This window comes from Shinella sp. NM-101, assembly GCF_021401195.1.
Taxonomy (GTDB): Bacteria; Pseudomonadota; Alphaproteobacteria; order Rhizobiales; family Rhizobiaceae; genus Shinella.
Window position 1 is genome coordinate 242,598 of sequence record NZ_JACBFT010000004.1, and the last position, 12,525, is coordinate 255,122.

Below are 12,525 nucleotides of genomic sequence, written 5' to 3' on the forward strand. Positions count from 1 at the left end.
CATTGATGACGCGGCGCCACCGGCGGCCGTGAACGAAGAGACTTTGTCATGATCCGGCACATCAAAACAGCCAAGGCCACCACCCACGACGGCGGCGCCGACAGTGCGGTCACCACGGCGGTCGAGGCGCTTCTCGCCAAGGTCAGGGACGGCGGGGACAGGGCGGTTCGCGAACTCTCCGTCCGGTTCGACGGGTTCGACCGCGACTCCTACCGCCTGACCCGGCAGGAGATCGCCGGCTGCATCGATGCGCTGACGGCGCAGGAACGCGCCGACCTCGACTTCGCGCAGGACCAGATCCGCCGCTTCGCCGAAGCGCAGAAGGCGGCGCTGAAGGACATCGAGATCGAGACCCTGCCGGGCGTGATCCTCGGCCACAAGAACGTGCCGGTGCAGAATGTCGGCTGCTACGTGCCCGGCGGCAAGTATCCGCTGCTCGCCTCGGCTCACATGACGGTGCTGACGGCGCGCGTCGCCGGCTGCGAGCGCGTCATCACCTGCGCCCCGCCGTTCCAGGGCAAGATCGCGGAGAAGATCGTCGCGGCGCAGGCCCTTGCCGGCGCGGACGAGATCTATTGCCTCGGCGGCGTGCAGGCGATCGCCGCCATGGCCTACGGCACCGAGACGATTGCGCCCGTCGACATGCTCGCCGGGCCCGGCAACGCCTATGTCGCGGAAGCCAAGCGCCTGCTCTTCGGCCGCGTCGGCATCGACCTCTTCGCCGGCCCGACGGAAACGCTGGTCATCGCGGACGACAGCGTCGACGGCGAGCTCGTGGCGACGGACCTCCTCGGCCAGGCCGAGCACGGCGTCAACTCGCCGGCCGTCCTCATCACCAATTCGCAAAAGCTGGCGCGCGACACGCTCGTCGAGATCGAGCGCCTCCTGAAGATACTGCCGACGGCGGCGGTCGCCGGCAAGGCCTGGGAGGATTGCGGCGAGATCATCCTGTGCGACACGATCGAGGAGATGCTGGCCGAGGCCGACCGCGTCGCCTCCGAGCACGTCCAGGTGATGACGCACGATCCGGACTACTTCCTCGACAACATGAGGAACTACGGCGCGCTGTTCCTCGGCGCGCGCACCAACGTCGCCTTCGGCGACAAGGTAATCGGCACCAACCACACCCTGCCGACCAACAAGGCGGCCCGCTACACCGGCGGCCTGTGGGTCGGCAAGTTCCTCAAGACCTGCACCTACCAGAAGGTCCTGACCGACGAGGCCTCCGCCATGATCGGCGCCTACGGCTCGCGGCTCTGCCTGATGGAAGGTTTTTCCGGCCATGCCGAGCAGGCCAACATCCGCGTGCGCCGCTACGGCGGGAAGAACGTCGGATACGCTATGCCGGTCGAGCCCAACTAACAGCCACGCACAAGAGCCCGCCAGGGGCCGCGGTCAAACCCAACCAGAGAGGATGAAACCATGTCCAAGTTTATCGCCACGGCCCTTGCGGCGACCATGCTGATGCCCGTCGCCGCCCGGGCGGAAGGCCAGATCGAAGTTCTGCACCACTGGGTTTCGCAGAGCGAGGTCGAGGCACTCAATGTCATCCGCAAGGATCTCGAGGCCAAGGGCTTCCAGTGGAAGGATTCGGCGGTCGGCGGCATGAGCGGCGCCAATGCACAGCAGGCGCTGCGCGCCCGCCTGACGGCGGGCGACCCGCCGGGCGCCATGCAGTTCCTCGGCTGGGAAGGCGTGCAGTGGGCCGAGCAGGGCGTCGTGCGCGACCTCAACGACCTCGCCACGGCCGGCGGCTGGCGCGAGGCGCTCGCCCCGCAGCTCCTGCCCTTCGTGACCTCGGGCGAGGCCTTCATCGCCGCGCCCATCAACATGCACCGCCAGAACTGGGTCTGGGCCAACAAGAAGCTCTTCGACGATGCCGGCGTTGCCGTGCCGAAGAGCTGGGCAGAGCTGATCGAAGCCGGCAAGACGCTGAAGGAGAAGGGCATCGTTCCCATCGCGATGGGCGACGAGCCGTGGCAGATCGGCATCATCTTCGATGCGCTGCTGACGGACATCAACGGGCCGGAATTCTACCAGAAGACGGCGATCGACCTCGATCCCGAAGCGCTCGGAAGCCCCGAGATGGTCAAGGTGTTCGACGCGCTGCGCGAGGTGCGCGGCCTCGTGGACGACAACTTCGTCGGCCGCGACTGGGCCGTGGCGACAGGCATGGTCATCAACGGCGAGGCCGCCATGCAGTTCATGGGCGACTGGGCCAAGGGCGAGTTCCTCGCCAAGGGCCTGAAGCCCAACCAGGACTTCTACTGCTTCGCGACGCCCGGCAAGGTCACTTCCTTCCAGTATCTCATCGACAGCTTCGGCATGTTCACCGTGAAGGACGAGAGCGTGCAGCAGGCGCAGGCCGCGCTCGCCGAGACCATCATGGACCCGAAGGTGCAGAAGGACTTCAACCTCATCAAGGGTTCGATCCCGGCGCGCAGCGACGTTCCGGTCGACGATTTCGACGATTGCGCCAAGCTCGGCTTCAAGGAGCGTGCGGAGGCCGTCGAGAAGGGCAGCATGCAGGGCGCGATGACGCACGGCTTTGCCGCCAAGCCGGAATTCGCTTCCGTCTTCAGCGACGTCGCCGCCCAGTTCTTCGTCGGCAGGATGAGCTCGGAGGATGCGGTCAAGATGCTGGTCTCCGGCATCGACAACGCCCGCTGATCTAAGTCGCCCTCAGGAGGAGCCGGCCCGCCGGCTCCTCCGCAAGTCCCGCCATCGGAGCTGACCCATGAGCGCCTCTAAGCGCATGTCCTCGCGATTGGCAGGCTGGCTACCGCGCCTCGTCGTCGCTCCCAGCCTGCTCGTCGTCATCGTCACGGTCTACCTGTTCATCCTGTGGACGGGCGTGATCTCCGTGACATCGTCGAAATTCGTGCCGACCTATGATTTCGTGGGCCTCGAGCAATATGTCCGCCTCTGGGCGACGCCCCGCTGGCACACCGCCGTCGCCAACCTCTTCATCTTCTCGGCGCTGTTCCTCGCGCTCTCCACCGGCCTCGGGCTGCTGATGGCGATCTTCCTCGACCAGAGCATCCGGGCCGAGGGCGTGCTGCGCGCGATCTACCTCTACCCGATGGCGCTCTCCTTCATCGTGACCGGGACGGCGTGGAAGTGGATCATGAATCCCGGCCTGGGCATCCAGAAGGTCGTCAACGATCTCGGCTGGACGGACTTCCGCTTCGACTGGATCACCAATCCCGACATGGCGATCTATACCGTCGTGGTGGCCGGCGTCTGGCAGTCCTCGGGCTTTGCCATGGCGATCTTCCTCGCGGGCCTGCGCGGCATCGACAATTCCGTCATCAAGGCGGCGCAGATCGAGGGCGCCTCGCTGCCGCTGATCTACCGGCAGATCATCATCCCCATGCTGCGCCCGGCCATGCTGAGCGTCGTCGTTCTCCTCAGCTACATCGCCATCAAGAGCTTCGACCTCGTGCTGGCGCTGACCAATGGCGGGCCGGGCACGGCGACCGAACTGCCCTCGACCTTCATGTTCTCCGCCACCTTCCGGCGCAACCAGATGGGCGTCGGCGCGGCGAGCGCCGTCATGATGCTCATGACCGTGGCGGCCATCATCGTTCCCTATCTCTATTCCGAACTGAGGAGCGAGAACAATGACTGAGGTCCTCTCCCGCTCCGGCAAGGCGCGGCTCGGCCGTCTCGTCGTCTACGGCTGCCTGGCCGTCGTCGCGCTCGTCTACCTGATGCCGCTCTGGGTCATGGTCGTGACGTCGCTGAAGCCGCTCGACGAGATCTACGGCGGCTCCTTCATCGGCCTGCCGAAGGCCGTCACGCTCGACGCCTGGCGCGCGGCGTGGTCGCAGGCCTGCATCGGCACCGAATGCACGGGCCTGAAACCCTATTTCGTCAACTCGCTGCTGATGGTGATCCCGGCGGTGGCGCTGTCGACCGGCATCGGGGCGATCAACGGATACATCCTCACGAAGTGGAAGTTCCCCGGCGCGAACTTCGTCTTCGGCCTCCTGCTGTTCGGCTGCTTCCTGCCCTACCAGGCGATCCTCATTCCGATGGCCCGCACGCTCGGCCTGCTGGGGCTCGCCGGCTCCATTCCCGGCCTCGTCGCCGTGCATGCCTCCTACGGCATCTGCTTCACGACGCTGTTCTTCCGCAACTACTTCGTGTCGCTGCCGGACGAGTTGACCAAGGCGGCGATGGTCGACGGCGCGGGCTTCTTCCGCATCTTCTGGAGCGTCATCCTGCCGACCTCGATCCCGATCATCGTCGTGTCCTGCATCTGGCAGTTCACGCAGATCTGGAACGACTTCCTCTTCGGCGTCTCGTTCACCTCGGGCTCCAGCAGCCCCATCACGGTGGCGCTCAACAACATCGTCAACGTGACCACCGGTCGCAAGCAATACAACGTCGACATGGCCGCCGCCATGATCGCCGCCATCCCAACCCTGGTCGTCTATATCGTCGCGGGCCGCTATTTCGTCCGCGGGCTGACGGCCGGCGCCGTGAAAGGCTGAGCCCATGTCCACTCTTGAAATCGATCGCGTCCGCAAGGCCTACGGTCATCTCGAAGTCCTGAAGGAAGTGTCGATCTCCATCGGAACCGGCGATTTCCTCGTGCTGCTCGGCCCCTCCGGCTGCGGCAAGTCCACGCTGCTGAACATGATCGCCGGGCTGGAGACGATCACCGGCGGCGAGATCCGCATCGCCGGCAAGACCGTCAACGACCTCTCGCCGAAGGACCGCGACATCGCCATGGTGTTCCAGTCCTACGCGCTCTATCCGACGATGACCGTGCGGCAGAACATCGAGTTCGGCATGAAGATCCGCCGGATCGCCCAGGCCGACCGCGACAAGGCCGTGAAGACGGCGTCGGACCTCCTGCAGATCACCCATCTGCTCGACCGCAAGCCTTCGCAGCTCTCCGGCGGCCAGCGCCAGCGCGTCGCCATGGGGCGGGCCATCGTGCGCGAGCCGAAGCTGTTCCTCTTCGACGAGCCCCTGTCGAACCTCGACGCGAAACTCCGCGTCGACATGCGCACCGAGATCAAGCGCCTGCACGCCCGCCTCGGCACGACCATCGTCTACGTCACGCACGACCAGATCGAGGCGATGACGCTCGCAACGCGCGTCGCCGTCATGAAGGACGGCGTGGTGCAGCAGCTCGACGAGCCGCAGGCCGTCTACGACCGGCCGGCCAATGTCTATGTCGCGCGCTTCGTCGGTTCCCCGGCCATGAACATCGTGCCGGCCGTCCTTGAGGTCGAGGGCACGGCGGCAACCGCCGTGATCGATATCGCGCGCCGGCCGGCCGCGCGCATCGCGGGCATTTCCCTCTCCCCGGAGGCGCTGCGCCGCTATTCCGGCAGGAAGGTCCTGGTCGGCATCCGTCCGGAGAACTTCTCGATTGATACAAGCGGCGGCGCCCCGGCGCTGACCGTCGATTTCGACGTCGTCGAGCCGACCGGCCCCGATACGCTCGCCGTCTTCCAGCTCGGCGGCGTCGAGGTGACCGCCCGGCTTCCGCCGCGGCAGGCCCATGCGGGCAAGGAGGCGGGGCTGGCGGTCGATACGTCCAAGATCGTCCTCTTCGACAGCGAAACCGAAACGCGTATCGACTGAGAGATTTCCATGACCGGGACGGCAGACATCGTCATCATCGGCTCCGGCATCGGCGGAGCTTCCCTGGCGCACAGCCTCGCGCCTTCGGGCCTCAGGATCGTCATCCTCGAACGCGGGACGCATCTGACGGACACGCCCGAGGCGCGCGATGATGTCGCCATCTTCCAGAAGGGGTTCTACCGCTCGTCCGAGGAATGGTTGGGCACGGACGGGAAAAGTTTCCTGCCGGGCAATTATTATTATGTCGGCGGCAACTCGAAATTCTTCGGCGCGGTCATGTACCGCTATCGCCGCGAGGATTTCGCCGCCCGCCGCCACATGGACGGCGCATCGCCCGGCTGGCCGCTGTCCTATGAGGAGCTTTCGCCCTGGTACGATGCGGCAGAGCAGATCTTCCGGGTGCGCGGCTCGACCGAAGGCGACCCGACGGAGCCGCCGCACGAAAAGCCCTACGGCTATCCGCCGGTTCCCGACGAGCCGGCGATGGCCGCCGTCCGCCGCCGACTGGAAAAGGCCGGCGTCCATCCCGCCTCGCTCCCTCTGTCGATCGACATCGAGGCCTGGCTGAAGCGGGCGAAGACGGGCTGGGACGCCTTCCCGAACACCGGAACCGGCAAGATCGACGCGGAGGTGGGACCGCTCGCCAGCGCGCTCGCCCATCCGAATGTCAGCCTCGTGACCGGGGCCGACGTCACCCGCCTTGAAACCGACGCGGCGGGACGGCGTGTCGTCGCCGCCGTCTACCGGAAGGATGGCGCCGAGCATCGCATCGCGGCGGGCCGCTTCGCCGTGGCCGCCGGCGCGGTCCAGTCCGCCGCCCTTCTCCTGCGTTCTTCGAGCACGGCGCACCCGGCCGGTCTCGGCAACAGCTCGGACCAGCTCGGCCGCAACTTCATGAACCACAACACCACAGCGATGCTGGCAATCGATCCCTTCGCCGCCAACAGCTGCGTCTACCAGAAGACGATCGCCTTCAACGATTTCTACAATGCCGACAACGAATACGGCTTTCCGCTCGGCAACGTCCAGCTCCTCGGCCACATCACCGGCAACATCCTGAAGGCCAACCTGCCGGTGCCCGCGCCGGCGTGGTTCGCGAGACTCATGGCGCGCCATGCCTATGGCTGGTTCCTGACGAGCGAGGACCTTCCCAATCCGGAGAGCCGGGTGATGGTGCGCGACGGCCGCATCGTCATGCACTGGATACGCTCGAACATGCGCGCCCACGAGGCGCTGATCGGCAAGACCCGCGCCGTCATGCGCAAGGCGGGATTCCCCATCGTGCTGACGCATACCTTCGGCCGCAAGACGACGTCGCACCAGTGCGGCACCGCGCGCCTCGGTGCCGATCCGCAAACCTCGGTCGTCGACCTCGACTGCCGCAGCCACGATGTCGAGAACCTCTACGTCACGGATGCCTCGGTGCTGCCGACATCGGCCGCGGTCAATCCGGCGCTGACCGTCGCCGCGCTCGCCATCAAGGCCGGCGCGGCCATATCAAGGGGGCACTGAATGGAACTTCGGGACATGGGATCGGCGCGCCACGGCATTTTCCCGCGCGCCCCGGCCGAGATCGACACCTTCGACTATATCGTCGTCGGCGGCGGGTCCACCGGCTGCGTCGTCGCCTCGCGCCTCTCGGAGGACCCCGCCGTCCGCGTTCTGCTGGTCGAGGAGGGGCCGCGCGACCTCAGCCCCTACATCCACATTCCCGGCGCCTACTACAAGACCGCGCAGGGCGATCTGCTGAAGCGCATTCCCTGGGAACCGATGCCCGAGCAGGCGCGTGACGAGACGCCGACCATGGTGCAGGCGCGGGTGCTCGGCGGCGGCAGCTCCGTCAACGCGATGATCTATATCCGCGGCGTGCCCGCCGATTACGAGCGATGGGTCGAACTCGGCGCGGAAGGCTGGGGCTACGGCGATGTGCTGCCCTTCTTCAAGCGCGCGGAAGACAACAACCGCTTCTGCAACGAGGCCCATGGTGTCGGCGGGCCGCTCGGGGTCTCGGACATCGACTACATCCACCCGCTGACCCGCGCCTGGCTGCAGGCCTGCCAGCAGGCCGGCCTGCCCTACAATCCCGACTTCAACTCGGGCGATCCCGCAGGCTGCGGCCTCTACCAGATCACGGCGCGCAACGGCCGCCGCAGCTCCGCCGCCGTCGCCTATCTCAACCCGGCGCGCAGGCGGCCCAACCTGCGCATCGAAACGGGCACCGCGGTCACCCGCGTGCTGGTCGAGAAGGGGCGGGCGGTCGGCGTCGAGGGCGCCAGGGGCAGGCGCAAGGTCATCTACCGCGCCGACCGGGAGGTGATCGTCTCCACCGGCGCGATCGCCACGCCGAAGCTCCTCATGCTCTCGGGCATCGGCCCGGCCGCGCCGTTGCGGCGGCACGGGATCGAGGTCCATGCCGACCTGCCGGGCGTCGGCCAGAACCTGCAGGACCATATCGAGATTTCGCTGGTCTACCAGCTCAACGGCCCGCACAGCTACGACAAGTACAAGAAGCTGCACTGGAAGGCCGCCGCGGGCCTCAACTATGCGCTTTTCCGCAACGGCCCCGCATCGTCCAACCTCATCGAGGGCGGCGCCTTCTGGTGGGGCGACAGGAACGAGGCAACGCCCGATATCCAGTATTTCATGGTGGTCGGCGCGGGCATCGAGGAGGGCGTCGACGCGGTGCCCGGCGGCAATGGCTGCACGGTCAATCTCGGTCAGATCCGCCCGCGCTCGCGAGGCGAGGTGACGCTTCTCGGCGCGGACCCTGCCATGAACCCGCGCGTGGCGCCCCGCTACTTCTCCGATCCCTACGATCTCGACGCGATAACGGACGGGACGATGGCGGCCCTCGACATCATGGCTCAGCCGGCCATCGCGAAGTTCGTGGCGGCGCGCCACATGCCAGGCCCGTCGCTGCGCACGCGCGAGGAGATCCGCGCCTTCTGCGTCAAGGATGCCCATGCCGCCCTCCATCCCGCCGGGACGTGCCGGATGGGCCGCGACGACATGGCGGTGGTGGACCCGGCGCTACGCGTGCACGGCATCGAGGGCCTTCGGGTCGCCGACGCCTCGGTCATGCCGGCGCTGATCTCGGGCAACCCGAATTCCGTCTGCATCATGATCGGCGAGCGCGCCGCCGATTTCCTGCGGGCCTGACGGCTTTGCCATTGCGTTTATGTGCGTGTTCATGCATATCTCGGAACAGATTCGCGCATGAAGAGGCAGAAGAATGAATCCGAGCATTGTGGTCTTCGACATCGGCGGCGTGCTGATCGACTGGAATCCCGCCTATCTCTACCGCAAGCTCCTGCCGGACGAGGCGGCGGTCACGGCGTTTCTCGCGGAGGTCTGCACGCCGGCATGGAACGAGCAGTTCGATGCCGGGCGCCCCTTCGCCGAGGGCGTGGCGGACCTTTGCGCGCGCCACCCCGACCGCGCCGGGCTGATCGAGGCCTATTGGCTGCGCTGGCACGAGATGCTGGGCGGGGAGATCGCCGGAACCGCGGGGCTGCTCGGCCGGCTGAAGGCGGGCGGCGTGCCCGTGCACGCGATTTCCAACTGGTCGGCGGAAACCTTCCCGAGGGCGCGGGAGATCTTCCCTTTCCTGGATGCGTTCGACGTTCTCGTCGTCTCCGGCAGGGAAAAGCTCGTCAAGCCGCATGCGCCGATCTTCGAGCGCTTCCTGGAACGGGCGGGCGTCGGCGCGGAACAATGCCTCTTCATCGACGACAATGCGGCGAATATCGCCGCGGCGGCGGCCCTCGGGTTCCATACCGAGCACTTCCGCAGCGCCGAGGCGCTGGAGGCCCGCCTGACGGCGCTCGGCCTCCTGGCGCACGCGGCGGAGGTGGCCGGGTGAGCGAGGGCGCGAAGGAACTGGCGGCGCTGTCGCCGGAGGAGCGGCAGGCCGTCATACTCGACAGGATCAACACCGCCGGGCGCGTGCTCGCCGCCGGGCTGGCGCAGGAATTCGGCGTCTCGGAGGATTCGATCCGCCGCGACCTGCGCGACCTCGCGGATGCCGGGCTCGTGCAGCGGTTTCACGGCGGCGCGGCGCGGCTCGTGACGCCCGTGCTCGATTTCCGGCGCCGCGAGGCGCTGCAGGCGGACGAGAAGCAGGCGATCGGCCGTGCGGCGGCCGCCACCATTGCGCAGGGCGCGACGCTGCTGGTGGATTCCAGCACGACGGTCGTCCGCTTCGTGCGCGCGCTGCCGCCGTCGCTTTCCGTGCGCATCGTGACGGTGGCCGTCGATGTCGCCGCCGCCGCGCTCGACCACCCGCTGGCCGAAGTGGTCATGCTCGGCGGTCGCCTCGGCCGGCTGACGCGCGGCGTCACCGGCGTCGCGGCGGTCGATGCGATCCGGGGCCTGCGCGCCGATTACTGCATTCTCGGCACCTGCGGCATCGATCGGGACCTGACGCTCCGCGCCGACGACTACGAGGATGCCCACCTGAAATCGGCGATGATCCGGGCCGCCGGCAAGACCCTGCTCCTGGCGACGGCCGACAAGCTCGGCCAGGCCTCGACCTACGAAGTGGCGCCGATGTCCGCGGTCTCGACGCTCTTCACCGACAGCCGGGACATGGCCATCCTCGACGCCATCCGCGCCGCCGGCGTCGATGTCCAGACGGTTTGAGATTGCGGAGACGATGATGAACGCTTCAATGGACCGGGATGCGAGGGCGGTGCTCCTGCCCGCTTTCGACAGGCTCGACGTCATGGACGTCATGGCGCCCTTTCTGGAAAAGGGTGGCTGTTCCGTCCTCATCGGCGAGAGCCGGGCGGAGTATGTCGCGCGCGCCATGTCGGCGGAACGGCTGGCCCAAGAGACGCCGGAGGGCTTTCGCGCCGCCATCGCGGTGCTGCGGGCCGCAAGCCCCCGGCTGATCGTCGCGGTGGACCAGGAACTGGGCGGCATCCAGCGGCTCCAGGGGCTGGTCCCGCCGCTTCCCGCGCTGGACGAGGCGCATGCCATTGCCGGCGACGTGCTTGCCGAACGCTGCCGGACGACGGCCGCCGCCGCCCGCGACCTCGGGGTTTCGATGTTCCTCGCGCCCATCGCCGATATCATCGACGACAGGAATCCCTGGCTGGAGGCACGCACGATGGGAACCCGCCCGCAAGCCGTGGCGCGGCTGGTCGCGGCCTTCGTCGAGGGCGTCCAGGCCGCCGGCATAACGGCGGTCACCAAGCATTTTCCCGGCTTCAACAGCCTCTCGGCCGATCCGGCCCTTGCCGACGTCTCGCTGCTGACCTCCCGCGCGCGCCTTCTCCAGGATGCGCTGCCCTTCAGGGCCGCCATCGAGGCGGGGACGAAGGCGATCATGACGGGACCGGCGCCGGTCGCCGCGGTCGACGCCGACAATGCCGCCAGCACATCGCCTGCGGTGATGGCGATGCTGCGGCAGGATTTCGGCTTCACGGGCCTGATCGTCAGCGACGATCTCGATGCGCCCGCCACCCTGCGCGGGCGATCCCTGGCCGAGACGGCCGTCGCGTCGCTGAATGCGGGGGCGGACCTGCTGCTGGTCGGCGGCGGGCCGCATCTCGATGCCCTGTGCGAGGACATCGCCGCCGCAGCGCGGGACGGCAGGATCGCGCCGGAGCGCCTGGCGGAGGCGGCCGCGCGCGTCAGGCGGAATGCGGCGGGTGAATGAGATGACGACCGATCAAGCCGCAGCGAACCCGCTTCGCCGGTCCGGCCGGCTGCATTGCAACGTCTTCTTCCTCGCCGCCGGCCTCGGCATCGGCGCGTGGGCATCCAGCCTGCCGCTGCTTGCGGCCGGCGTCGGGCTGAACAAGGGAGAGCTCGGGCTGGTCCTGCTCTGCTTCGCCCTCGGCGCGATCGTGCTCATGATCAACGTCGGCCGCTATATCGACCGGGTGATCGGCAACCAGGCGCTGAGCCTTTGCGGCAGCCTGGTCTTCGGCGCGGTTTTCCTGGTCATTCCCTTCGTGGGAAATCCGATCGCGCTGGGCGGATGCGTGCTGCTGGCCGGTGCGGCGTTCGGAACGCTCGACGTGGCCATGAACACGCAGGCCTCGCAGATCGAGCGGGAGACCGGACGGCACCTGATGTCGTCCTTCCATGCCGTCTTCAGCATCGGCAACCTTGCGGGCGCGTTCCTCGTCGGGCAGTTGATCGGCTACGGCGGCGACCTGCGGGCGTGCCTCGGCGCAGCCGGGGTGCTGGTGATGGGCCTTGCCGTCGCGGCGCGGCTGATCGCCACGAATGCCGACCATGCGGCGCCCGCCGCCGGTGAAGACGCGCATGCCGCGGACACCGCGCTCGACGCATCGCAGCGCGCACTCATCGTCCTGCTCGGGACCGTCGCCTTCCTCGCCTTGCTCGCTGAGGGCGGCATGATGGACTGGACCGCGATCTACATGATCGACATCCTCGGCGCATCCCGCAGCCATGGCGCCTATGCCTTCGCGGTCTTCGCCGCCGCCATGGCGGGCGGGCGCCTTGTCGGCGATGCCGTGACGCGGCGCGTCGGCCATGTCCGGCTGGTGCGGGCGGGCGGCTTCGTCTGCGCCCTGTCGGTCGCCATCCTGCTCGTCACGGACAGCGCGGCCGTTTCCCTCGTCGCTCTCGCCCTTTGCGGCTTCGGCGTTGCCAACATGGTGCCGGCGGTTTTCGCGAGCGCCGGCCATGTCGGCGGAAAGGCCGCGGGCAGGGCCATCTCCATCGTGACCACGATGGGATACAGCGGCCTGCTGCTCGGCCCCGCCTTGCTCGGCTTCCTCGCCCAGGCGACGAGCCTCGTCGTCAGCTTCGTCCTGATCACGCTGGCGTTCCTGCTGATCGCGGCGGTCACGATACAGCTCGACCGGAGCCTCAGGCGGCGGCAGGCGCGCCGCTGAGACGGGACGCCGGGGCATTCTAGCGCCTTACCGCGCGGCAGCAGGCTGC

11 protein-coding genes are annotated in these 12,525 nt (G+C 67.8%); all 11 read left to right on the forward strand.

The features are described from left to right. Window positions 1-48: 48 nt before the first annotated feature. The 11 genes from hisD (at window position 49) to L0976_RS10550 (ending at window position 12,476) form a co-directional block, all read left to right on the forward strand. Complete coding sequence (gene hisD, locus L0976_RS10500; protein WP_234187247.1) at window positions 49-1,362, forward strand: histidinol dehydrogenase; 1,314 nt, start codon at window positions 49-51, stop codon at window positions 1,360-1,362. Between the two features lie 60 nt (window positions 1,363-1,422). Next, window positions 1,423-2,670 (forward strand): ABC transporter substrate-binding protein, encoded by a 1,248-nt coding sequence (locus L0976_RS10505; RefSeq protein ID WP_234187248.1) that lies wholly within the window; start codon window positions 1,423-1,425, stop codon window positions 2,668-2,670. A 67-nt stretch (window positions 2,671-2,737) separates the two neighbouring features. Beyond that, a complete protein-coding gene (locus tag L0976_RS10510; protein ID WP_234187249.1) occupies window positions 2,738-3,631 on the forward strand; it encodes a carbohydrate ABC transporter permease in 894 nt (297 codons plus the stop codon). Then, window positions 3,624-4,499: a carbohydrate ABC transporter permease gene (locus tag L0976_RS10515; protein WP_203320261.1), complete on the forward strand. Its 876-nt coding sequence runs from the start codon at window positions 3,624-3,626 to the stop codon at window positions 4,497-4,499. Before L0976_RS10510 ends, L0976_RS10515 begins: the two co-directional genes overlap by 8 nt. Before the next feature lie 4 nt (window positions 4,500-4,503). Then, window positions 4,504-5,604 carry an ABC transporter ATP-binding protein gene (locus L0976_RS10520; protein ID WP_234187250.1) on the forward strand — a complete coding sequence of 367 codons (1,101 nt, stop codon included), beginning with the start codon at window positions 4,504-4,506 and terminating at the stop codon, window positions 5,602-5,604. Between the two features lie 9 nt (window positions 5,605-5,613). Next, window positions 5,614-7,116 (forward strand): GMC oxidoreductase, encoded by a 1,503-nt coding sequence (locus L0976_RS10525; RefSeq protein ID WP_234187251.1) that lies wholly within the window; start codon window positions 5,614-5,616, stop codon window positions 7,114-7,116. 15 nt (window positions 7,117-7,131) lie between these two features. Continuing rightward, window positions 7,132-8,763, forward strand: coding sequence for a GMC family oxidoreductase (locus tag L0976_RS10530; protein ID WP_234187386.1), 1,632 nt, complete (start codon window positions 7,132-7,134; stop codon window positions 8,761-8,763). A gap of 73 nt (window positions 8,764-8,836) precedes the next feature. Further along, window positions 8,837-9,466 (forward strand): HAD family hydrolase, encoded by a 630-nt coding sequence (locus L0976_RS10535; RefSeq protein ID WP_234187252.1) that lies wholly within the window; start codon window positions 8,837-8,839, stop codon window positions 9,464-9,466. Then, on the forward strand, window positions 9,463-10,245 hold the full coding sequence (locus L0976_RS10540) for a DeoR/GlpR family DNA-binding transcription regulator (protein ID WP_234187253.1): 783 nt from the start codon (window positions 9,463-9,465) through the stop codon (window positions 10,243-10,245). Before L0976_RS10535 ends, L0976_RS10540 begins: the two co-directional genes overlap by 4 nt. Before the next feature lie 16 nt (window positions 10,246-10,261). Then, on the forward strand, window positions 10,262-11,266 hold the full coding sequence (locus L0976_RS10545) for a glycoside hydrolase family 3 N-terminal domain-containing protein (protein WP_234187254.1): 1,005 nt from the start codon (window positions 10,262-10,264) through the stop codon (window positions 11,264-11,266). A 1-nt stretch (window position 11,267) separates the two neighbouring features. Then, on the forward strand, window positions 11,268-12,476 hold the full coding sequence (locus L0976_RS10550) for an MFS transporter (RefSeq protein ID WP_234187255.1): 1,209 nt from the start codon (window positions 11,268-11,270) through the stop codon (window positions 12,474-12,476). The last annotated feature ends 49 nt before the right edge of the window (window positions 12,477-12,525 follow it).